At 64.9% G+C, this 19,743-nt stretch carries 18 protein-coding genes; 12 read left to right on the top strand and 6 right to left on the bottom strand.

Annotated elements, in window-relative coordinates:
• Positions 1-273 precede the first annotated feature (273 nt).
• From ACQP1T_RS25725 to ACQP1T_RS25705, 5 genes are all read right to left on the bottom strand, one after another.
• On the bottom strand, positions 274-867 hold the full coding sequence (locus tag ACQP1T_RS25725; protein WP_433755653.1) for a DUF6262 family protein: 594 nt from the start codon (positions 865-867) through the stop codon (positions 274-276).
• A complete protein-coding gene (locus ACQP1T_RS25720; protein ID WP_433755652.1) occupies positions 864-2,882 on the bottom strand; it encodes a tyrosine-type recombinase/integrase in 2,019 nt (672 codons plus the stop codon). Before ACQP1T_RS25720 ends, ACQP1T_RS25725 begins: the two co-directional genes overlap by 4 nt.
• Positions 2,883-3,399: 517 nt before the next feature.
• On the bottom strand, positions 3,400-4,512 hold the full coding sequence (locus ACQP1T_RS25715) for a tyrosine-type recombinase/integrase (RefSeq protein WP_433762352.1): 1,113 nt from the start codon (positions 4,510-4,512) through the stop codon (positions 3,400-3,402).
• Positions 4,513-4,563: 51 nt separating this feature from the next.
• On the bottom strand, positions 4,564-5,442 hold the full coding sequence (locus ACQP1T_RS25710; RefSeq protein ID WP_433755651.1) for an IS3 family transposase: 879 nt from the start codon (positions 5,440-5,442) through the stop codon (positions 4,564-4,566).
• A gap of 11 nt (positions 5,443-5,453) precedes the next feature.
• Positions 5,454-5,759: a transposase gene (locus tag ACQP1T_RS25705; protein ID WP_433755650.1), complete on the bottom strand. Its 306-nt coding sequence runs from the start codon at positions 5,757-5,759 to the stop codon at positions 5,454-5,456.
• A 154-nt stretch (positions 5,760-5,913) separates the two neighbouring features.
• Here ACQP1T_RS25705 and ACQP1T_RS25700 point away from each other — a divergent pair, with 154 nt between their 5' ends.
• On the top strand, positions 5,914-7,155 hold the full coding sequence (locus tag ACQP1T_RS25700) for an ISL3 family transposase (protein ID WP_433755649.1): 1,242 nt from the start codon (positions 5,914-5,916) through the stop codon (positions 7,153-7,155).
• A 38-nt stretch (positions 7,156-7,193) separates the two neighbouring features.
• Here ACQP1T_RS25700 and ACQP1T_RS25695 read toward each other — a convergent pair whose 3' ends face one another.
• Positions 7,194-7,820, bottom strand: coding sequence for a TetR/AcrR family transcriptional regulator (locus ACQP1T_RS25695; RefSeq protein WP_433755648.1), 627 nt, complete (start codon positions 7,818-7,820; stop codon positions 7,194-7,196).
• Positions 7,821-8,018: 198 nt separating this feature from the next.
• On the opposite strand from ACQP1T_RS25695, the gene ACQP1T_RS25690 reads away from it, so the two are divergent.
• The 11 genes from ACQP1T_RS25690 to ACQP1T_RS25640 all read left to right on the top strand — a co-directional run bounded on the left by ACQP1T_RS25690 (position 8,019) and on the right by ACQP1T_RS25640 (position 19,742).
• On the top strand, positions 8,019-8,819 hold the full coding sequence (locus tag ACQP1T_RS25690) for an IclR family transcriptional regulator (RefSeq protein ID WP_433762351.1): 801 nt from the start codon (positions 8,019-8,021) through the stop codon (positions 8,817-8,819).
• Between the two features lie 102 nt (positions 8,820-8,921).
• Positions 8,922-10,118, top strand: coding sequence for a Rieske 2Fe-2S domain-containing protein (locus ACQP1T_RS25685; protein WP_433755647.1), 1,197 nt, complete (start codon positions 8,922-8,924; stop codon positions 10,116-10,118).
• A 7-nt stretch (positions 10,119-10,125) separates the two neighbouring features.
• The gene (locus tag ACQP1T_RS25680) at positions 10,126-12,492 is read left to right on the top strand and encodes a CaiB/BaiF CoA transferase family protein (protein WP_433755646.1); all 2,367 of its coding nucleotides are present in this window, start codon (positions 10,126-10,128) and stop codon (positions 12,490-12,492) included.
• 13 nt (positions 12,493-12,505) lie between these two features.
• Positions 12,506-13,672: a thiolase family protein gene (locus tag ACQP1T_RS25675; protein WP_433755645.1), complete on the top strand. Its 1,167-nt coding sequence runs from the start codon at positions 12,506-12,508 to the stop codon at positions 13,670-13,672.
• A complete protein-coding gene (locus tag ACQP1T_RS25670) occupies positions 13,669-14,106 on the top strand; it encodes a Zn-ribbon domain-containing OB-fold protein (protein WP_433755644.1) in 438 nt (145 codons plus the stop codon). The genes ACQP1T_RS25675 and ACQP1T_RS25670 overlap by 4 nt, the downstream gene beginning before the upstream one ends.
• Positions 14,096-15,565 (top strand): class I adenylate-forming enzyme family protein, encoded by a 1,470-nt coding sequence (locus ACQP1T_RS25665; RefSeq protein WP_433755643.1) that lies wholly within the window; start codon positions 14,096-14,098, stop codon positions 15,563-15,565. Before ACQP1T_RS25670 ends, ACQP1T_RS25665 begins: the two co-directional genes overlap by 11 nt.
• Before the next feature lie 17 nt (positions 15,566-15,582).
• Complete coding sequence (locus ACQP1T_RS25660; protein ID WP_433755642.1) at positions 15,583-16,458, top strand: SDR family NAD(P)-dependent oxidoreductase; 876 nt, start codon at positions 15,583-15,585, stop codon at positions 16,456-16,458.
• Complete coding sequence (locus ACQP1T_RS25655) at positions 16,451-17,446, top strand: amidohydrolase family protein (protein WP_433755641.1); 996 nt, start codon at positions 16,451-16,453, stop codon at positions 17,444-17,446. Before ACQP1T_RS25660 ends, ACQP1T_RS25655 begins: the two co-directional genes overlap by 8 nt.
• On the top strand, positions 17,443-18,339 hold the full coding sequence (locus ACQP1T_RS25650) for an SDR family NAD(P)-dependent oxidoreductase (protein ID WP_433755640.1): 897 nt from the start codon (positions 17,443-17,445) through the stop codon (positions 18,337-18,339). Before ACQP1T_RS25655 ends, ACQP1T_RS25650 begins: the two co-directional genes overlap by 4 nt.
• Before the next feature lie 20 nt (positions 18,340-18,359).
• Positions 18,360-19,520 carry an amidohydrolase family protein gene (locus ACQP1T_RS25645; RefSeq protein ID WP_433755639.1) on the top strand — a complete coding sequence of 387 codons (1,161 nt, stop codon included), beginning with the start codon at positions 18,360-18,362 and terminating at the stop codon, positions 19,518-19,520.
• A gap of 3 nt (positions 19,521-19,523) precedes the next feature.
• Complete coding sequence (locus ACQP1T_RS25640) at positions 19,524-19,742, top strand: hypothetical protein (protein WP_433755638.1); 219 nt, start codon at positions 19,524-19,526, stop codon at positions 19,740-19,742.
• The last annotated feature ends 1 nt before the right edge of the window (position 19,743 follow it).

Genomic DNA, 19,743 nt, shown 5'->3' with positions numbered 1-19,743 from the left:
ACAGGTCCTCCCGATCTCGACCTCGATGACCGTCCCAGGATCCAGTGCCGTCAATATTCGTGGGCGACACGCTCCGGCCGCGAGTGAGGTCGGCCGATGTGCAGCACGTCCGACATGATCGGTGAGAGCACAGGCTCATGGCGCTTACCACACAGTTCGACACGGCCATGGTGAGGCTGTCAAGCGAGACCACGACCTCAGGATTTCGCCGATGCACCATCAGCCTCGTTCAGACTGACGTCGAGATTCACCGATGTAGCCAGCGTTGCATTCTCAGCGAATGGGGGAGACCGATCCTGGGCTGAGTTGTGCGACATCGTCGATGTGTGCCTGTCGCGAGGCGGCGAGGTCTTCTTGTAACACCTCAACCTGCTGTTGCTTCTCGGCAAGTCGGCGTTTGAGGGTGGCCTTCTCGGCGGCGAGCCTATCGTGGTCGAGTTGGAGACGGGAGTGGATGTCGGGATCCACTGTCACAGCGGCGAGTTGGGCGCCGAGCTGGAGTTCGCGTTGCCGCCGCAGCTCTGTGATGGTCTCTCGCAGTTGCGTTATAACGGTCTTCTGCTGGGCGATCTTCCGCGCGAATGTTTGATTCTGGGCCTGTAGGCCCTGGAGGGTCTTGCCACCGCCATGTTCGTGAGCTGGAGCGATGCGGGCCCGGCTGGCGGCTTCGATCATCTGCCCGAGTTCGGGGTGGCTGTGGATGAACTCGCGGGAAACGCGCGCCCGTCGGGCGACGTTGGACTTGGTGATCGGCTGCCGGGCGTCTTCGAGAAGTTCGCCCAGCGCAGCCCTGACGGCGTTCTTCTTCTGCTGGGCGCGGTCCTTGTTGTAGCGTGCCAGAGCGGCGGTCGCGGCGCTGCCGCTCATGCGCCGACCACCTCCTTCAGGCGCGCACGCAGGTCGATCCGCCGAGGCGTAGATGCTCGTCGGCGGATGTCGGCCATTGTTTGCAGGGCGTCCTCGATACCGTGGCGCTCAGGTTCGGGTAGTTGGGTCAGGTAGGCGTCGATACCGTCGATGATGGCGTCGCAGTGGCCAATTCGAGCGTGGAAATGGTCGATCATGTGCGCAGGTGCGTTGATCACTTTCGCCCGTTCGAGCTGCACTTTCAGATCGAAGCGTTTGGCAACCATCCCTTCTCGTTCGAGAGGGTCAACGCGGAAGAACGGACAGGACTCGCAGGCGTGGTTAAGCATGCAACCGTTGCCTCCCATCGCCACATTCTGCGGCTCTTCGCAGTGCCCCAGCGACACGGGCACTCGGGTGAAACCGTCACGCTCACGGTTGATTTCGACCACGTTGCCCAGGAAATCGAGCCTTCGGGGCGTGATGGCGGCCAGGGCCTGCTTGCGTCGTCGAGCGGTGACCTCGAAGTAGGACTTCGTGGTTGCGAAGTCCTGGTGGTCCATGAGGTCTTGCAGCACGTCCGGTGGCGTGGTGCTGCGTCCTTCGGCATCGACGGCGTCGGCGTAGCGCTGCGCGAAGGCGTGGCGCAAACCGTAGGCGTCGATTCCGCTCATATCGAAGTTGATCAGATTCCCGTTCACCCCAGCGACCGGTCCGGGGAACGGCGCTTGCTGCTGCACGACCTCGATCAATTCGCGAATGCGCCTGGTGAGGAACTCCGTTCGGTAGGTCTGGCCGCCGCGGCGGCCCGCCGGTGAGGGGAACAGCCATGTCGACTCGATGCCGTGGTCACGTTTGATCTGCTGCCATTGCCGGATCACGTCGTGTGTTTCCTGGTGGATGGGCAGCCGCTTTCCGGCCCGCCGCGGCGCCTTGATGCGTTCCCACTCCAGAAACGGGTGGCCCGCGCTGTCGTAGGAGATGCAGTCCTCGCGCAACTGCATGGTTTCCACCGGCCGCCGCCCGCATCGCTCGTGCACGTAGATGAGCGCGCGTGCTTCCATCGTTTGGTAATCGCTGCGGCGGGTCAGCAGGTGCAGGTGATCCATCAGCCAGTCCACGATGGGCTGAGGGATGTAGCGGAACGGTTCATCCGGATTGCATGGGGCCCGCGCTGCCGCATGCGGGGCTGGGCGGTGCTTGTCGATGTTCCTGCCGAACCGCGGCGAAACAGTGCTCCAGATGTGGGCCAGGTCATCGGTTCGGTGCCCGTAGTCGATCAACCGCCACAGCAGCGTCATCCGGCGCCGCTGCTCGATGGCGGCCGGCCATCGTGCGATGACGGCCCGGACCACGGCATCGATATCGTTGGAGCCCAACTCATTCGGGTGCCGCCCGTGCGTGCTGATCACGTCGTCAGCGACCAGCCAAGCGCCCACCATCCGAGTGATCGTCGTCGAGTGGACTCGAACAGTGCGCAGCCAGTGGGAAATGGTTTCGGTAATCCAGGACTGCCGGAAACCGCGCAGGTCCGCGACCGCGCACGGGCCTGGGCTGCGATGGTCGCTCAGGTCCAACTCCGCAAGATGGACCACCAGCGGGTCACGATCGTCAATGCCCGACCACCGGCGGTGTTCCTGCGCGATCCAGCGCAGGCAGCACGTGAGGAACGCGCGCTTCTTTCGGTGGCGGTCCGACCCGCCGCCAACCAGCATGCAGACATCGAAGCCGACCAGGGTCTCAACACCGTGTCGGCGGGCTGCGAGATACAGATCGCGCGCCCATTCGGGATTGAGTGCTCCTGTCCGAGCCGCAGCATCGCGACGCTGCAAAGCGAGCAGCAACTCCAATCCGCTAGTGCCCTTCATGAGCCCGAACGGCACCGCGCCCAGAATGGACAGCGTATTGCCCGTGCCGGTGTCAACAGGTTCGGCACCGCGCGCCAGCCACAGATCCACATCGGGCTCAGGGAACAGCCCGCGGCGGTTCCACGTGGTGATCCATGACCGTGCCTGTCCCCGATGCCAGATACACAAGCCGCTACTGTACGTCCGGTCCTGGAGACACCCTGCGACCACGCACTGCGGTTTGGGAGCCAACACGCTGGGCCGAGTCTGAACGATCCAGGTTGCGACGCCGATGTCGTCGCTGTGGCGAGCTCGAAATCTATTGAGCTGCTTGGCATGCACCGCGCACAACCCATTCGGATCGACCGAACGTAGGCACCCGACCAGACAGACCCTGGGCCGCGGTGCTGGTGGCCGCCGCACCGGGTCGGTGAGGCAGAACTCCGCTAATGGCATCGAGGACCCGCTCCGCCGATATTCGCTGCGGCAGGACTCACACAGCCGACTCCGAGACGACGACAACGGGCACCCCACTCGCTCGCAGTGGCGCAGTACTGTGTCGAGGTTGTCCGGTGACGGAATGAACAACAGTTGGTCGTGGTCGTATTCGCCCCGACGCCATGCCGGGTCTATCACCGACATCAGGTGCTCGTGCCACGACACGACCGGGACCCGCTGCTCGGTGAAGCGGCCGGCGCGAGAGCCCTCACCTGTCCCCGCACTGCAGCGCGGGCCTGGCCGCCATCGCCATCATGGCCGCCTTCATCGCCGCCTCCTCATCGTGGGTGTAGATCCGGGTCGAACTCAGCACCGCGTGCCCGAGGATCTCCTGAACGACATCGAGCGGAACCGGATCGCAGTCCAGCCCGCGGACCAGCTTCGTCGCGAGCGTGTGCCGCAAGGTATGTGGGCCACCGATGTCGAAGTCGATGCGTTTCGAGCAGCGCTCCATCAGCCGTCTCACCGAGCTGTAGGTCATGGCCCTACCCAACCAGCGAACCTCGCAGTAGAGGTTCACGAACAAATGCGCGCTGACGTCGGCAATTCCGTGCGCGGCCAGGGTCCCCCGCCGCTCCAGGGCATAATCGACGTAGCTGTCAACAACGTCGCAGTGCACAAACAACATCCGCGCCTTGCCCTTAGCCCGGACTCCGTTCTCCACCGGATTGTCCACGCGGACATGCAAATGCGGGTCGACGTACCGACACCGCAGCTGCGGCGAACCACCACCGAAATGCACATCGGCGACGAACAACGACAACGCCTCACCCACCCGAATACCGGTCGTGTTCAACAAGTCGACCAAAAACCGATCCCGACACGGAAGCGACAGCTCCGCCAGCCGATCACGCGCCCCGCCATTATCAATCCACTCGGGCGGGCCACCTCCGAATCGCTTGGTACGCAGCTCATCCACCAACACCCGCCGCACCGAGCCATGCTCGCCACCACTGGCGGTGCCGGGAGCGAAGTACTTCAGCTCAGTCATCCGCGACATCAGATCACCGCCTAGCAGCGCGTGCCCATCGGCCCACTCGTAGAACGAACGAACCGCCACCATCCACACACCGACCGTCGATTGACTACGAAAACTACTGCAGCCATGAGGGTTAGAGACCGCAGTGGCGGTGAGCGTGCGTCTCCACAACACCAGATGATTCAGCGTGGCCTTGCGCCAGTCCATCGTCAGCGCGCACCACGACAAGTACCACGCCACCCGGCTCCCATAAGACCGAACCGTATTCGGCGACCGGCCCGCATCCGTCAGAAACTGCAGCCACGCTGTCCCTTCCGGATGCAGGAACCCGTCACCGTCCACGATCACGAACAGCTTTTCCCCTGAGGTTCCCCCGCTGAGCCGGAGAGCTGATTATCTGGTTCCGGCTGGAACCCGTTGATGGTAGCTGGCCTCGTACTCGTCCGGTGATTGCCAAGCCAGCTTCCGCTGGATGCGTTGGGTGTTGTACCAGCCGTCGATGTAGGAGAACAATGCGTTCTCGGCGTCTTCCCTTGTGCGCCAAGAGTTCCGGTACACCAGCTCGGTCTTCAGCGTGGAGAAGAAGTTCTCCATGAGCGCATTGTCATAGCTGTCTCCGACCGAGCCCATCGACTGGGCAATCCCGTTGTCCGCCAACCTGTTTGCGAATCGAATCGCCGTATAGGTCGAGCCGCGGTCGGAATGATGGACCAGTTGCCCGTCGCGAACGTCGCGCACCCACACCGCGTATTCGAGCGCCCCGAGCACCAGCTCGGTGTCGCAGCGATTCGAGCATTTCCAGCCCACGATCCGGTTGGAGAACGCGTCCCTGACCGCCGCGAGCCAGAACACGCCCTCGCCGGTCGGAATCCGCGTCGCATCCGCCACCCACAACCGATCCGGCGCGGCCGCGGTGAAGTCGCGGTTGACCAGATCCGGTGCCGGCGTGGCCCGCCGATCCTGCCGAGTCGATGGAATGCGCCACTTCTTGCGCCCGAACGCGCCCTGCAACCCCGCCCGCCGCATCAGCCGTTCCACTCGTTTGCGGCCGACCGCGATGCCTCGGCGGCGCAGCATCGTGTGCACCCGCGGTGATCCGTAGGTGCCACCGGAACTGGTGTGGATATCGATGATCTCAGCCAGCAACTGTTCATCGGCCAGCCGCCGCTGCGACGGGGCCTTCGCCTGCTGCAGCCACCCGTAAAAGGTCGACGACGCGATCCCCAGAACCCGCAATACGAGCTCGACCGAGTGCTGCGGGTGATCTTTCACGAACCGCACGATCACCTCCGGGGCTGGCCGAGCTCCGACGCGAAATACGCACTCGCATCACGCAATACCGCATTGACTCGCTCGAGCTCGGCCACCCGCTTCCGCAGCTGCTTGTTCTCCTCGAGCATGTCGGTCGTCGGCCGATCGCTCCGCTCGCCGGCGTCGGCCTCGGCCTGGCGAATCCAGTTCCGCAACGCCTCATGATGCACCCCGAGCTGCTGGGCCAGCTTCCGGATCGTCGGCTTGGGATCCGACTCCCGATACAGCCTGACCGCCCGAGCCCTCAGCTCGTCGGGATACTTCTTCGGTGCAGCCACTGATGAACTCCTTCCGGTCCTATCGGACCACGGATTGGAGCTCTCCGTGAAAGCGGGGGAACCTCAGGCGTGTGTTGATCTTGTCCGAATGTTGTTGCCGCACTTGAATAGTCTGCTGATCCAGGATGTTCGAGCTTAGGCCGATACCGTAGTCGTGGACGCTGCTGTTGCCACCTCGATGGCCCGGTGCACGGGATGCGGAACCTCTTCCAGTCGTGTGCATTCCCGTTATCGCCGCCGGCTCGCTGATGCCGCTGTCGCCGGGCAGAGGATGGTCCTTCGGCTGGTCGTGCGTCGGTTCTTCTGTGTGAATACCGATTGTCGGGCAAAGACTTTCGCTGAGCAGGTCGATGGGCTGACGGTGAAACGGTCACGGCGGACCGATCAGCTGACCGTGATGCTCACCAGGATCGCGGTGGCGCTGGCGAGACGTGCCGGGGCACGGCTGGCGGCCCAGCTGGGGTTGCCGGGCTCCCGGGATACGCTGCTGCGGTTGGTCCGTGCGTTGCCGGACCCGCCGGTCGGTGCGATCACCGTGCTCGGGGTCGACGATTTCGCCGTCAAACGATCCCGCAAGTACGCCACGATCCTGCTGGACATGGCCACCCACCGGCCCATCGACGTCCTCGACAGCCGCGAGGCCGACCCGTTGGCGGCGTGGCTGTCGCAGCACCCGGAGATCGAGGTGATTACCCGTGACCGTTCCGGCGCCTACAGCGAGGCCGCGCGCCGCGGCGCACCGCAGGCCACTCAATGCGCGGACCGCTGGCACTTGTGGCAGAACCTGTGTCAAGCCGTGGAGAAAACAGTTGTGGCGCACCGTGGTTGTCGGATCGAATCATCAACTCCCAGTACCGATCCCAGCGACGCTGCCCACCATACTCCTGAAGCATTCACGGGCGAGACTCCTGAAGCATTCACGGGCGAGGACACCACGCGCGAGGTTACCGAAGACACGGCGCTGCCGCCTGAGCGCCTTCGCGGTGGCGGATACGCGGGATTGCGTGCACGCGCCCTCGAACGGTACGAGGCGGTGCAACGGCTGCGCGCTGAGGGTAAAGGGCTGCGCACCATCGCCAGAGAACTCGATATCGATCGGAAAACCGCTCGCCGGTTCGCTCTCGCTGCCGGCCCGGAGGACGTCATCGCCGCCGCGACATCTCGCGCCACGATGATCGATGAGTTCGCCCCGCATCTACTCACCCGCTGGAACGCCGGACACAACAATATCGCCGCCTTGATCACCGAACTGCGCGAGCTCGGCTATCGCGGCAGCCCCAACAACGTCTACCGCTTCCTGCGGCCTTACCAGGCCAGCAAGCCCTCACCTCGACCGGCAGTCCCACCACCGAAACCGTGTGTCAGTCGCTCTCCGGCGAATATCTCGTTTAATTGATCTCGAACTGTCCGCGCTTCGCGCATCATCGCCGGTTCTCACCCGCCGGATTTTGTCGGCTGCCGTCGCTTCTCCCGCAAGCCGCCGACGATCATGCGCATGCCCTCGCGATGCCGAGATTCGAGTTCCGTCAAGTCGCCGGTGTCGACCCACTGGATGTAGGCATGGACGCTGGTGTGCACGATCAGGCGTGCGGGCAGTTCGCGCAGGAATGGGTCGTCGTCGAGATCGAAACGGGTGGAGAGGAACTCGGTGACCGGCTGTTCCATGTGCTCACACCATTCCATCCAGCGCAGACGGAACGGGGGAGTCTTGACGACCAGGGACATGAACTTGCGGTCGAACTCTTCGAAGTGTCGGCGTCGGATTTCCGTAGTGAACGCCCGGACCAGCGTTTCGACCGGATCGTCCTGCGGCCCGGCGGTCTCGAACACCTCGGTGGTGGTGGATCCGAAGCGTCGGAACAGCGGGATGGCCACATCCTCCTTGACGGGGAAGTGGCGATGGAAGGTACGCGGGGAGATGCCGACGATCTCGCAGATGCGCTCCACAGTCGCGGAGGTATCGCCATCGGTGACGAACAAATCACGCGCCGTCAAGGCGATGGTGAGCTTGAGTTCTTCGGCGCGGCGCTCGGTCAGGGTCTGTCTGGCCGGTTTGCTCACTTGCTGACTCCCTCACTCTTCACTCGATTTCACATTATCGCGATCCTGTGGTGAGCATCCGCGGTCTCGTACCTGTGGGGCGAGCCGATGTGACCTGCTTTACATAGAGCCGCGATTGTGTCTACACTCACACCTGTCAGATTCTGACATCTAGTCAGAGTATGACATAAACGTCAGCGGTCGGAGGTACACGTGGCAATGACGCAAACCGAAGAGGCCCCCACCGCGATGATCGACCGAGTGTCATCCGTGCTCGACGCCTTCGTTGGACAAAGGCCGCTCACCCTGGCCGAAATCGCCAGGCACGCACACCTTCCACGCTCGTCGACGCATCGCATTCTGCAACGGCTGGTGGAGCTGGGCTGGGTGGAGCGATCGGGATTCGAGTACGTGCTGGGCATACGGATGTTCGAGCTCGGCGCACAGGTCGTAAGACAGCGCAGTGTGTACGAGGCCGCGCTGCCGGTGATGACCGATCTGCATCGCCGAAGCGGATACACGGCCTATCTGAGCATCCTGCTCGGAGGAGAAATCATGCACATGGAGCGGGTTGGCTTGTGGCCTGCGGTCGGCCGGGAGTGGGGTGTGGGCGCGCGGCAAGCAGCTGAACTCACCGCGCCTGGACGGGCCTTGTTCGCCGAAATGGAGCCGGACGAGTGGCCCGAGCTCGAATTCGCCTCTGCGCCGACCTGTTACAGCGTCCGTGCCAGGTCGCAGTTGGAGCGTGAGGTCGCGCGTGTGCGCGATCGCGGTGGTATCGCCGTGGACGCGCAGGGTTGCGCTCTGGGGGTCACCGTTGTCGCCGCACCACTGGCGTTCGACGACTCGGGCAACCGAGTGGCCCTATCGGTATGCGGACCTACCAATTCGGTGCGCATCGAAACCATGGCCGCTGCGGTTCGCAGTGCTGCCGTCGAGATCGGATACGCGGCATCGGGGGTGCCGCGAATGCGCAATCGTCCGCTGCGTCCGGTGCCGGCGCTGACCGGTTTTCGGTGAGTGGGAGCTCGGCTTTCCCGCTTTCCCGCCGATTTCCAGGATGAACGCGAGTGGTTGCGAGTCCGTCGGGACGCGTTGCCGGTAAAGAGATTTGGAGGAGCGATGACATCACTGGAGTCTCAGGATATCCGTGTGATCGAGGCAGGCGCGCCGCCCGTGCGATACGCGCGCGGCTGGCACTGTCTCGGCCTGGCAGATGGATTCCGGGATGGTAAGCCGCACGCCGTACAGGCGTTCGGAACCAAGCTGGTGGTGTTCGCCGACAGCAAGGGCGGACTGCACGTGCTCAACGGCTACTGCCCGCACATGGGCGGTGACCTCACCATGGGTACCGTCAAGGGCGACGCGGTGGCTTGTCCTTTTCACGACTGGCGCTGGTCGGGTTCGGGTCGCTGCACGGGCATTCCGTATGCCCGCCGGGTGCCGCCGCTCGCGCGCACCAAGGCGTGGCCGGTACTCGAGCAGAATAAGCAGCTGTTCGTCTACCACGATCCGCAGGGCAATCCGCCGCCACCGGAGGTCGCGATACCCCGAATCGACGCGGTCTATTCCGACGAATGGACGGACTGGACCTGGAATTCGGTGCTCATCGAGGGATCGAACTGCCGGGAGATCGTCGACAACGTGGTGGACATGGCGCACTTCTTCTACGTGCACTACTCGTTCCCCACCTACTTCAAGAACATCTTCGAAGGCCATGTCGCCACCCAGCACATGCGCTCGCGCGGCCGCGGAGACATCGTGCTCGGGTCGAACTACACCAAGCGTGCGGCCGATGACGAGGATGCCGAAAATAGTTCGGACGCAAGCTATTTCGGACCCTCATACATGATCGACTGGCTGCACGGGAATGCCGGAGCGGTGCGGACCGAGACGGTCCTCATCAACTGCCACTACCCGGTGACGTCCACCAGCTTCGTCCTGCAATGGGGCGTGATCGTGAAGAAGCAGCCGGGCGTATCCGACGAGATGGCGCAGAAGATCGCCGAGGCCACAGCGAAGGGCGTCGAAGTGGGCTTCCTGCAGGACGTGGAGATCTGGAAGAACAAGACCCGCGTCGACAATCCGCTGCTGTGCGAGGAAGACGGACCGGTGTATCAGCTTCGCCGGTGGTACGAGCAGTTCTACGTGGACGTCGACGATGTCACCCCGGCGATGACCGACCGCTTCGAATTCGAGCTGGACACCGAGCGCGCTATCGAGTACTGGAAGCGGGAGGTCGCCGAGAATCTGGAGCGGCAGGGCGGAGTACCAGTGAACCCGGTCGAGCAGCGGCCCGCTGCCGCCACCACCAACTGAGATGGCGATGCGGGCAGAGCGCACAACGCAGGTGCGCGAGTTCCGGGTGCTGGACATGACATCCGGCATTACAGGTCCCTACGCCACGAAGCTGCTCGTGGACGCGGGCGCGGATGTGGTGAAGGTCGAGCTGGACGCCGGTGACGAGTACCGGCGGTGGTCGGCGTCGGGAGCCGACCTGCACGGTGCGGACGGGGCCATGTTCCGATACCTCAATGCCGGAAAGCGTTCCGTGCTGGGCGATTGCGCCGATCCCGAGATACGTGCGCTGCTGGCCGGAGCCGATCTGCTGGTCGAGGATCGGTTGACCGATTCCCAACTCGCTGCGATCCGGGCGGAGTATCCCGCGCTGGACGTCGTGTCGATCTCACCATTCGGCAGATCCGGGCCGTGGTGCGATCGGCCGTGGACGGAATTCACCCTGCAGGCGCGCGCCGGCTCGACCGGTGTTCGTGGCTTCCGCGACCGCCCCCCGGTGCACGCGGGCGGACGGCTCGGTGAATTCATCGCGGGAAGTTACGCGGGGGCAGCGGCCATGGTGCTGCGCACCGCCGCGCGCCGCCACCGGCACGGCGGCGCGCACGTCGACCTTTCGATGCTCGAATGCGTTTGCGTCGCGATGTCGTTGTACACCCCACTGACAGTGTCTCTGTCGGGGCTGCAGCCGCCCGGCCGGACGGTGGAGATCCCGTCGGTGGAGCGCAGCGCTGACGGCTGGGTCGGCTTCTGCACCATCACCGGGCAGATGTTCCAGGACTTCCTGCTCATGATCGGCCGCGCGGATCTGCTCGACGATCCGAAGATCGTCGATCCCAAGGCGCGGCAGGAGCGATATGGCGAATTCCAGAAGGCGATCGAGGAGTGGACCAGTGCGCTGCCCACAGCCGCGATCGAGGAGATCGCAAGCGCGATGCGGATTCCGGTGTCGCCGTTGGGAACTCCCCGCACCGTCACCGGCAACGCACACTTCGCGGCGCGCGAGATATTCGTGACGAACCCCTCCGGCGGTTTCCCGCAGCCGCGGCGTCCGTACCTCCTCGACGGCGACGCAGGCGAGAGTCCCAGGCCCGCTCCGCTCCTCGGTGAGCACACCGGCCGGGTGCTGTGGAGCCCGCGGCGCGGTGTCCGGCGCGCGGATGGTTCGCCGTTGGCGGGTTTGCGCGTACTGGATCTGACCGGATTCTGGGCTGGTCCAGCCGCTACTCAACTGCTGGCCGCGTTCGGAGCTGAGGTCGTGAAGGTCGAATCGACGCAGCGACCCGATGGCATGCGGTTCACTTCCACCAAGCCTCCCGATTTCGAGGGGTGGTGGGAGTGGGGCGCGGTGTTCCAGGGCGCGAACGCCGGCAAGCGCGGCATCACGTTGGATCTGTCCCGACCCGAGGGCCGAAGGACGCTGTTCGCGCTGGCAGCGGAATCGGATGTGCTGATCGAGAACTTCTCACCACGTGTGCTCGACAACTTCGGCATCACCTGGGATGCCTTGCAGGAGGTCAACTCCCGGCTGACCCTGGTCCGAATGCCCGCCTTCGGGTTGGACGGGCCATGGCGTGATCGGACAGGCTTCGCGCAGACGATGGAACAGGCCACCGGCCTGTCGTGGATGACCGGATACCCGGACATCGCGCCCATGGTTTTGAAGGGCGCGTGCGATCCCGTCGCTGGATTGCACGCGGTAGTGGCCACCCTCGCCGCCCTGGAACGCGCCGACGTGGCAGGGCGTGGGGTCTTCGTCGAGGTGCCGATGGTGGAGACCGCGCTCAATATCGCGGCCGAGGTGGTGATCGAATTCGCTGCCTACGGTGCGGAACTCGTGCGCGAGGGCAATCGCGGACCGGTCGCCGCACCGCAGAACCTGTACCGCTGCGCCGGACCGGGTGGTGACGCATGGCTGGCGCTGGCCGTCGCCACCGACGAGCAATGGGCCGCGTTGCGGGTGGCCCTCGGAGACCCGGAATGGGCGCGCGAACCGGAGCTGGCGACCGTTTCGGGCCGCCGCGGCCTGCATGACGAGATCGATGCGCGACTCGCTGAGTTCTGCGCTGACCGGGACGCCACCGAATTGTCCGAAGAGCTTGCCGCGCAGGGTATTCCGGCAGAGTTCGTGGTGCCGCCAGCCTACGCGTGGGACAACCTGCAATTCGCCGCCCGCGAATTCACCGAAATCGTCCGCCATCCGCAGCTGGGCGATTACCGCCTACCGGGTCTGCCGCTGCGCTTGGCGGATCGGCGGGCGCCCTGGTTTACCGCTCCCGCTCCGACGCTGGGACAACACAACGACCCGGTGTTGGGCGAGGTCGCTGGTCTGTCCCCCGACCGTATCGCGGAGTTACGCCGGATGGCTGTGATCGGCGAGCGGCCGGACAATCTGTAGAACCGGAGATTCGTTGAGTAGACACCCTTTCCGCGACGTGGCCATCATCGCCGCGTTCAATACGCCGCAGGCGCGGGTGCTGGAAGGCCATACCGCCTTCTCCATCACCCTCGACGCGGCGCGCGGCGTCCTGGCCGAGGCCGCGGTCGAGGTGACCGAGGTCGACGCCGTGTTCAGCAAGCACGCGCCCGAGTTGATTCACGCCCTTGGCATCGGACCGGTCTGGAATTCCAACTCCAAGAGCGGGATCGCCGGTGTGCTGCAGGCGGCGAGCTTGGTAGCCACCGGCCTGGCGCAGACGGTCCTGCTGGCCGATGGCGAGGCGGGGATTTACACCGAGCGTTCCGCGACCGCGCCGTGGACGCGTCCGTCCAACGAATTCGTCGCTCCGTTCGGGCTGTATACGGCCGCGGAATTCGGATTGATCGCGCGGCGGCACATGGACCGCTACGGCACCTTGCCGGAGCAGCTCGCCGAGGTTGCCGCCACGATACGCAACAACGGGCACGTCAATCCGGACGCGATCTACCGCGGCAGGGGACCTTTCACCCCCGCCGACGTGCTGGCCTCGCGCATGATCGCCGAGCCGTTTCATCTTCTGGATTGCGCCATGACTTCCGAGGGCGGCTGTGCGGTGCTTATCACCACCGCTGAGCGCGCCGCCGAACTGCCCGGCACACCGGTCTACATCCTCGGCGGCGGGCTGGACACGCTAGGGCCGGCCTATCGACATGCTCCGGTCTGGGACCTCACGGGCCGCGGCAGCGATATCCCGAACGGCTATGTCGGACGCCGTGCCGCCCGAAAAGCGTTCGCCATGGCGGGATTGCGTCCGGCCGACGTCGACGTGTGCGAGCTCTACGACCCGTTCTCGTTCGAAATCATCAGGCAGTTCGAGGCTTTCGAGTTCTGCGGTGACGGCGAGGGCGGAGATTTCGTTATGGGCGGCCGGATCGCACCAGAAGGCGAGTTCCCGATCACCACCGACGGTGGGCTCATGTCCTACAGCCACGGCGGTGGCATGGTGCAGCTCAGTCAGCGCGTCGCGCGAGGCGTACACCAGTTGCAGAAGCAGTGCCGCAGCCGCCAGATCGCCGACGCGCGAGTGGTGTTGTGCAGCAACGGCGGTGCGGGCGCGCTGTTCACCGACGTCGTCCTGCTGGGGAGTGAACGACCATGACCATGCTGCGACCTCAGCATGCTGGAATCCCGCTCCCGCAACCAACCCCGGTTTCGGGGCCGTTCTGGGATGGCTGCGCGGCCGGAGAGCTGCGCTATCAACGTTGCCGGACGTGCGGGCACGCGGAATTCGATCCGGTGTGGGTCTGTCGGCACTGCGGTTCGGACGACATGGCCTGGCAGGTGAGCGACGGGCGAGGAGAGGTGTACTCGCACACCGTCGTATGGCGGCCACAGACACCGGAATTCACCGTGCCCTACGCGGTAGTGATCGTGAACTTCGACGAGGGCTTCACGTTGTTGACCAATCTTATCGGCTGCACCGTCGAGGACGTGGTGACCGGTATGCGAGTGCGGGTCGTGTTCCACCAGATCGGTGGCGGCATCACGCTGCCGTACGTGGAGCCGGATCCGGAGGGAAATCATGGGAATTGAACTGATTCTGGACATGGCAGGCGACGGGCTCGCCGACCGGGTTGCGCTGGGACGCCGGACGGATGGCCTCACCTACGCGGACCTGACGCGGGCCGCGGACGGTGGCGCCGCGGTGCTGCGGGCCGCGGGCGCGGGCAGCGTGGCCTATGTCGGGTTGAACGGTCCGGTGCTGCCGGCGTTGGTGTTCGCAGCGGCGCGGGCGGGAATTCCGCTGACGCCGTTGAATTATCGGCTGTCGGCCGACCAGCTCGGCGAGCTCCTGTCCGAACTGGAAAGCCCGTACCTGGTGGCGGACCGGGCCTTCGCGCATGTGGTCACTGCCGACACGTGGTCGCAGGATTGGCTGGAGCTGGCCCGGTGCACCGATCCGGTCGATGCCATCCCGGCCGCCGATAGCGATGCGGCGGTGGTGCTGTTCACCAGCGGCACCACTGCCAAGCCGAAAGGCGTGGTGCTGCGGCATTCACACCTGCTCAGCTATGTGCTCGAAACGGTGGAATTCGCTTCCGCCGCGGAGCCGGACGCGGTGCTGGTGAGTGTGCCGCCGTATCACATCGCGGGAATCGGCTCGGTGCTGAGCAACCTGTACGCAGGTAGGCGAATGACCTACCTTCCGGACTTCACTGCCCGCGGCTGGCTGGACCTCGTACGCGCGGATCGAGTGACGCACGCGATGGTGGTGCCGACCATGCTGGCCCGAATCGTGGCCGAACTCGACGGTGCGCCCGCCGATGTGCCGACGTTGCGTTCCATCGCTTATGGCGGTGCCCGGATGCCGGCGACCGTGCTGCGGGCGGCGTTGCGCGCGTTCCGGGACACGGATTTCGTGAACGCCTACGGTCTCACCGAGACCAGCTCCACGATCGCGGTGCTCGGACCGCAGGACCATCGCGCGGCGCTCGCCGGTGACTCGGCGGCGGTGGCGCGGCTGGCATCGGTCGGGCGCATGGTGCCCGGGGTGGAATGCCAGATCCGCGGTGAGGACGGGAAGCCATTGCCGCCCGGTGAGACCGGTGAGATCTGGGTGCGCGGCGCCCAGGTGTCGGGAGAGTACCGGGGCATCGGCTCGGTACTCGACGCCGACGGCTGGTTCCCGACTCGCGACCGCGGGCGCCTCGACCAGGAGAACTATCTGTTCGTCGACGGTCGCTCCGACGACACCATCATCCGAGGCGGCGAGAATATCGCGCCGGCGGAGATCGAGGACGTCCTGGTCGAGCATCCCGCGGTAGACCAGGTCGCCGTGCTCGGCGCGCCCGATGAGGAATGGGGCGAGCGGATTGTCGCGGTCATCGTGCCGGTTTCCGGTACGCAGCCGGACACCGAAGATCTGCGCGCATATGTGCGCGCCCGCCTTCGGGGTTCACGCACCCCCGACGACATCGTCTTCCGTACCGAACTGCCCTACACCCCAACCGGCAAACTGCTGCGCCGCGAACTCGCGCAGCAGCTGAGCTGACAGCAGAGAGAAGAATCATGAGTACAGATCACGCCGCCGAGCTGTTCGGACTCACCGACGCGGTCGCGCTGGTCACCGGTGGTGCGGGCGGCATACCCAAGGCCACGGCCATCGCCCTCGCCAAGGCGGGTGCGCATGTGGCTGTCGCCGACATCGCAGATGAGTTCACCGCGCAGACGGTCGAGGAGATCGAAGCGCTGGGCCGTCGCGCCATCGGACTGCACGCTGACGTACGAAGCCCCGAGAATGTCCGGGCGATGATCGAGGAGACCCGGCGCCGACTGGGCCCGATCACCGTCGCAGTGAACGGGGTCGGCAGTCTGGGCGCCGCCACGCCGAAGTCCTTCCTGGACTTCACCATTGACGACTGGAACGGCCCGGTGGAGCTGAATCTCACCTCGACGATGCTGTGCATGCAGGCCGAGGCCATCGCCATGATCGAGGATGGTGTGCCCGGCCGGATCGTGAACTTCGGATCCACGAGTGGTCTCGTGTCCGCGCCCTCGGTGTCGCACTATGGCGCGGCCAATGCCGGGGTTATCCATCTGACGAAATCCGTTGCCCTGGAGCTGGCTTCCTACAACGTCCGCGTCAACTGTGTCGTTCCGGGTACGCATGACATCAACCGGGCAGGCCGAGAGACGCCCACGTCCAAGCGGCCGGAGCAGGCCGAATTCCTGCGCAAGGCCGCCGCCGCGACACCGCTGCAGCGGCTCGGGCTGGCCGAGGAGACGGCGGGCGTGGCGTTGTTCCTCGCGTCGGATCTGTCCTCGTATATGACCGGGCACGCCGTGGTCTCCGACGGCGGCATCGTGCACACGACGCAGCGGCCGCCGGTCGGCGCACTGAAGCCCTTGGCGCTCAGCGGGATCGGCGGCGGCGGACATGACTGAGCTCGAGATCATCGACTGCCACAGCCATATCCTGCGCACCGCCGACCACAGCTGCGACCTCTACAGCAACTTGCTGCGCTTCAGCGCCGCCATGGGCCTGCCCGACAAGCCCGGCTTCTCGGGCACCCCGGATGAGGCCGAAAAGGTCATGGCCGCAACGGGTATCGCGCACATGAACATCCTCATGTTCACCTGGTCGGGCGCCTATTGGCGGCAGGGCCGCAACATCCTGCCCGACGACCCCACCGACCGGGAACACGAGGCGCAGGAACTGCGCTGCCGGATCGTCCGCCGCATCCGGGACAACAACACATGGGCACTCGAACAAGCCGCCCGCAGCCCCCGGCTGAGTTGTTTCGTCGGCGTCGACCCGGTGCTGATGGACGAGCAGTCTCTGCTCACCGAGGTGGAGACCGGGATCAGCCGCGGTGCTCTTGGGGTCAAGCACGTGCCGATGAACCACGGCATCGAGGGCGACGATCCGCGCATGTGGCCAGTATTCGACTACTGCGCCAGGGCGGGCATCCCCATCCTCACCCAGGCGGCCGGTTTCATGCCGGGCCGGCCGGCGCGCTACGCCAAGGCGCTGCAGGAGTTTCCGAACCTGAATCTGATCTTCGCCCACCTCGGGCACGATCGACAGTTCGGGCAGGGAGCCGACGCAGAAGTCCTGGAGCTCGCCCGACAGCACTCCGGTGTGCACACCGACGTCTCGCTGCGGTTGATCGAGGTCGCGGAAGGACACGTCAGCGCCGACGACATGGTCGCTCACCTGCGCGCCATCGGCACGGACCGGATTCTCTTCGGTAGCAACTGGGTGATCAGCGAATACCTGTGGCTGCGGTCGCGCCCGGGCGTCACACCCGCGACCAGCCACGATCGGCTCGACAAGGAGATCGAAGTGTTAGAGACGCTGCCGCTGACGGACGACGAACGGACCGCCTTGGCCGCAGGCAATTTCCGGCGACTGACGGGACTGAGCCTATGACCACGGCGCTGCCGCACGTCGCGGTTGTGACCGGTGCCAGCCGCGGTATCGGTCGCGCCATCGCCCGCAGGCTGGCCTCGGAAGGGATTGCGGTAGCAGCGGTATCGCGGTCGATGCGTGCCGGTGACGGCAAGCTCGCCGGATCGCTGCAGGAGACGGTTGCGCAGATCACCGCAGACGGTGGCCGCGCGGTCGGCATCCAGTTCGATCTCGGCGATACCACCACGGACCGGCGTGAGATCATCGCGACCGCGGCCTCCGTATTCGGCGCGCCGGTGGATATTGTCGTGAACAATGCCGCTGCCACAAGGCATTTCGATCGCCGGTTCGCGGACATGACCCGGCAGGCGTTCTTCGAAGCGGTCGAGACGAACGTATGGGCGGCTTGGGAACTAGCCGCCGCGGCGGTGCCCGGCATGCGGGAACGAGGGGCAGGCTGGATTCTCAATATCTCCTCCTCGCAGGCAGGTCCGCGGCTCGGTCCGCCCTTCGCGGACAACCCCACCAATGGCGCGGCGCTTTACGGCGGCACGAAGGCGTTCATCGACCGCATCACCACCGGGGCGGCGATGGATCTCTACGACGACAACATCGCCGTCAACACCCTGGCTCCGGAATTTCAGGTGGCGACCGACAACGCGCTCTCCGTCGCGGGTGTCCGCAAGGACAATTCGGAACCCGAGGAGACGATTGCCGAGGCCGCGCTCGCACTGTGCACCGGCAACCCGAAGACCCGCACCGGTCGGGTGAACTACAACCTCTCGCTTCTCGTCGAGCTCGAGCGTCCCGTACATACCGTCGACGGGCGCCACCTGGTTCCAGGCTGGCAGCCGAGTGACATCGATTCCGCCAGGCTTCGCACGCCATACCTGAAAACCGGTACATCGCACTAATTTCCGTACGGAGGCCTCACATGCCACTACAACCGTGGATGAAACTCATATCGGTCGACGACCATCTCATCGAGCACCCGAAGGTGTGGGCCGATCGGCTGCCGGGGAAGTTCCTCGAAAGCGGACCCCGCATCGTGGACGAGCCCTCGTCCTCGGGCGGGCTCCCGATCCAGGTCTGGCACTATCAAGGCAAGCGTTTTCCCGCCATCGGCCTCAACGCCGTCGCGGGGAAGAAGCCGGAGGAATTCGGCGTCGAGCCCGTGCGGTATGCCGACATGATCCCTGGCTGCTACGACCCGAAGGCCCGACTGGTCGACATGGATCTCGACGGCGTGTGGGGCGCGGCGAACTTCCCTTCCTTCCCCCGCTTCGCGGGAGCCCTGTTCACTGCGGAAAGCACCGATTTCGAGCTCGCGCTCGCGTGCGTACGGGCCTACAACGATTTCGTCATCGACGAGTGGTGCGCCGCCGCACCGGATCGTTTCATCCCGCTCATCATCCTGCCGCTGTGGGATCCCGACTTGTGCGTCGCCGAGATCCGTCGCTGTGCGGCCAAAGGCGCCAAGGGAATCACCTTCCCGGAGAATACGGTTCCGCTCGGCCTGCCATCGATCTACACCGACCATTGGGACAAGGTGTTCTCTGCGGCCGAGGAAACGAACATGCCGCTGTGCATGCACTTCGGCTCGTCGGGCTCGCCGCCGGCTACCGCGCCCGAAGCTCCCTACGCCGTGACCATCTCGCTGTATGGCACCAACTCGATGTCGGCTACCGCACACCTGCTGTTCTCACCGGTCTTCCACCGGCACCCGAACCTGAAGGTCGCACTGTCGGAAGGCGGTGTCGGCTGGGTGCCGTATCTGCTGGAGCGAATCGACGGCACCTGGCACCGGCATCGCTGGTACCAGAACGTGGTCAAGGATGTGCGGCCGTCGGACCTTTTCCGCAAACACATCTATGGTTGCTTTATCGACGATGTGGCGGGTCTGAAGGCACGCCACGATATCGGCATCGACAACATCACCTGGGAATGCGACTACCCGCATTCCGACTCGTACTGGCCGCACAGTCGAAAATATGCAGAAAAGGTCTTCGCGGACATTCCTGACGCAGAGGTGCACAAGATCGTCGAGTTGAATACGCGAAAACTGTTCGACTTCTTCGACCAGGAGGCGAGCTGAATCATGCCGGAACACGATATCGATGCTTCGGACTGGACCGAACAGGACCTGCTCACTCGGGAACTGGCCACCGAGCGACTGGCCGAGGATGAGCTGGAGACGGTCGCTGAACTCGAACGACTGCGGTCGTCGGGTCAGGTCGCGCCCGAAGCCGTCGAACTGCTGGAGCGGCGGTTGAGAGCTCTGGCCGCGAGCCGATCGAATATCGCGGCGAATCGATAGT

Origin of the sequence: Nocardia sp. CA-135398 (genome assembly GCF_050955845.1) — a bacterium.
Classification (GTDB): domain Bacteria; phylum Actinomycetota; class Actinomycetes; order Mycobacteriales; family Mycobacteriaceae; genus Nocardia.
This window is presented reverse-complemented; position numbering and strand designations above follow the sequence as displayed.